General features: G+C 41.3%; 1 protein-coding gene and 2 pseudogenes. All 3 read left to right on the top strand.

Annotated elements, in window-relative coordinates:
- Positions 1-296 (top strand): annotated as a pseudogene (locus AC52RT_RS06035) (hypothetical protein); the annotation flags it as partial.
- Positions 297-731: 435 nt separating this feature from the next.
- Positions 732-2351: a hypothetical protein gene (locus AC52RT_RS06030; protein WP_495539908.1), complete on the top strand. Its 1620-nt coding sequence runs from the start codon at positions 732-734 to the stop codon at positions 2349-2351.
- Positions 2341-2861, top strand: a pseudogene (locus AC52RT_RS06025) (hypothetical protein); the annotation flags it as partial. The gene AC52RT_RS06030 and the pseudogene AC52RT_RS06025, both read left to right, overlap by 11 nt.

Genomic DNA, 2861 nt, shown 5'->3' with positions numbered 1-2861 from the left:
TGCTGACTCGTATGAATCAATTTGATGAGTCGATTGCCTATTGTCAAAAGGCAATAAAATGGTGCCTTGAGCAGGATCAGCTCTACTTGCTGGCGGAACTGCATTATCAGTTAGGCTATAATCTTGAATTGCAGGAAAACTATACAGATGCCTGTGCCAACATGAAAAATTCCATCTTCCTGTTTGAACTGCAAAAGGATGACCGTTTCCCTGCTTTTATCCGAAAGAAGCTGGATTCCTGGATTGAAGAAAAGAAAATTGAAGATGATTTGACGATCGTCCATCTTAATCGATAAAACGGCTTGTAGAATGGGAACACCCATTTTATAGGCCTTTTTTGTTTTCCAGATTCTAAAGAATTTACACCTGAATCATTCATGTCTCACGCCCATTTCCCTTTTCCCTTCAAAAACGTTGCGCAAATGAAGTATAATAGAGAGATGGGAAATGGAGAAAGTTCCATATTTTCGTGGAAATCTTCATTTTTAACTGTGAGCGAGTACAGCCTTGGATTATTCTTTTTTGCTAGGAACTAGTTACTTTCTGCGGTTTCTATGTTAAAACCTGTAAAATTCGGCATCATAAGTTGAAGACTCCGTATAAAATAGTTACTTTTTAACGATAACTGAAATAGGAAAATGAAAGCTATTTGCTATTCTCTGTTTGGGAATTTTATATATATACGTTTTTTATTCTATAGATTCTGGGGACTGACCCTTTGGAGGTGCTTTATGAAGGATGAGTTGGTGTTTTTTGGAGAGCTGTTAGATGAGGCACTTGAGCCGTCAAGCCGTGAGGACCAAGCAATTGTCCGGACTGGTCATTCACTGTATGGGCAGGAAATGGCGGACGTTACCGTAGAGAATGAGGCATTCATTGAAGGCCGCGTTCAAGATCTTACTCCACATGAAGTGGAGCTGGACCTTAATGTTCTTCATCACAGTAAATGTTCATGTAGAGCCGAGTTAATTTGCAGCCATCGCATTGCTCTCTTTTTCGAAAGCTTTTCTTCCTATGGCAGTGTCAGCGACTGGATTTCTAATTGGAACGGTAAGAAGAAGCAAGCCCCGTTTATTCCAGCTGGGATTCCGATTAAAACAGCCAGTCAAGTTTTTAAAGAAAAAGCACTCCTTGAAAATGATTATTACTCGTGGAAAGAGTTTGCTGAGACGTCCTTTTCTGAAATCGTGGTTAATCAATTGCAGCCACAGCCGTATATTATGGAAGGTCACATGCGTCAATACATGAAGCTATTGAAATCAAAGGAACCCTTTGACCGGAATTGGCGCGTTTTTTATCAATTTGTGACCGATCTGTCGACGCTGTTCTCTATTCTGAAGCTGTTGAGTGAGTATAAATCAGATCCTCAATCGGTTCGGATGTTTTATCCGCTTGCTGTGGATATTGCCGAAGAACTGCACGGGAATGTTCTCTACTTGAGTAACCAGGCCCGACCGTTTTCCTTTGATTCGCTTATTGAAGGTCTCACAGACGATACAAGACGCCTTCTTGATGGTGATGATGGCATTGAATATGAAAAAGTGGAGTTATACCGTGAATTATGGACGTATATGTTGACTACTTCGTCCAGCCGGAAAGCTGAATTTGACCGCTTAGAAGCAAAATTAGCTCAGAATGACTTAGAAGAAAGTGAAAAGCGTTCTTATACGATTGCAGCGATTCATCTAGCCTTGCTGGATAATCGTGATTCGACTGCGATTGACATGCTAAAGGGTTTGGGAACAAGTGATTGTCCGTATCTTTTTTACTGGCTTGATTATTTTACTGATGCAGATACGCCTGTACGTTCCATCCCTTTCATTGAGTTTTTAATCGCTCATGTTCAGGGTTATTTAAAGAGTGCCGGCGACTATTATAAATGTACAGATTTTGTTCGTACCTTTACACGTCCTATTGCGTCTAGCTGTTCGAAATTGAAGCGTAATGACTTACTGGAGAAGTTCTTCAAAGAAACGCTTCCCTACAGCTACTGGAATTATTCCACCCTGCTTTTTGAGCTTGGGCAGTATAAGAAATGGGTTGAAATGCAGATCTATTCTGGAGTCACAATCGATACAGTCGGGCAGGATAAGCTGAAAATCATTGCCGCAAGTGACCCTGCACTGCTTTTACCGCTTTATCACCAAGCGGTTCAATATACAGTCAGTATGAAAAACAGGCCGTCATATAAGCAGGCCGTCCGTTACTTAAAGAAGATGAAGGCACTTTATAAAAAAATGAAGCAAGAACAGCAATTCCAACAGTATGTCAGCTATATTTCTGACAATACAAAGCGGCTTCGGGCCTTTCAAGAGGAATTGCAAAGGGGGAAGTTAATTGATGTGGAATAACGGAAAAATCACGGTCAAGACGGCTTCTCTTGGCAATGGACAATACACGATTGCAGCGGTGGATGAACAAAATGCCTATATTTCCTCCCAAATAATTCGCCGGCTCCTGTTTACTTGGGATGATGCAAGCTATTATGGGACTCGTTTGACAGAAGAAACCATTGATGACATCCCAGTATTCATTGTCGATGCATGGGGGCTGCTGAACTTCTTTGCGAAGGAAAGCTTCAACTCGTTTATTGAGTGGGAATGGACGGAATTATCCTCACTTTGTCTCTCTGCTGCGCCCGTTTTATATGAGTCCATTGATGAAGGGATTCCTATTCCCAACTTCGCCAGTCTGCAGCAAAATCAGATTGCTTGGACGCTTCCTCAAGAGGTCGAAGAAGAATTTGTTCCTGATTTTTGGAAAGAGAGCATTCATGCTGATCTATTCATGGAGCAGGAAGAATCAAAGCAGACGTTTATTGAACGGTGGTACAATGATGCGGCAAATATGTATCTCACTAA

Source organism: Peribacillus sp. (assembly GCF_059453735.1).
Note: the sequence above shows the minus strand (reverse complement) of the source record. Positions and strands in the feature narration are given on the sequence as shown.